General features: G+C 47.6%; 1 protein-coding gene. It reads right to left on the reverse strand.

Going from position 1 to position 269, the window contains the following annotated elements:
• Positions 1 to 93, reverse strand: a 93-nt coding sequence (locus tag A3761_RS25550; RefSeq protein ID WP_156491684.1) for a ClpX C4-type zinc finger protein, incomplete at its 3' end; no start/stop codon positions are given.
• Between the last annotated feature and the right edge of the window lie 176 nt (positions 94 to 269).

A 269-nucleotide genomic window follows, 5' to 3' on the forward strand; every position in this document is an offset into this window, starting at 1 on the left:
CAGTTTTCTCACTTCATGCTGACTTTTGCCACAAAAGGAGCAGTAAAGTAATTTACCGTTATCTCCGCCCTTACCGTTTTTTTCATCGGTCATCAGATTTCCTACTTACTGTACAAAGCGCCTCTTCGAACGCCTGCGCGCAATGAAGCGGCTCTTACCGCTGCGCGATATTCATTTAATCGCCTGAGAAGTCCTATTCGAGCAGCTTAAGCTCTATCTTCCCAGGCAAGTGCCCCTCACTACTACTCTGCCGACGGACGCTTTTCAAT

Source organism: Oleiphilus sp. HI0123, assembly GCF_001635315.1.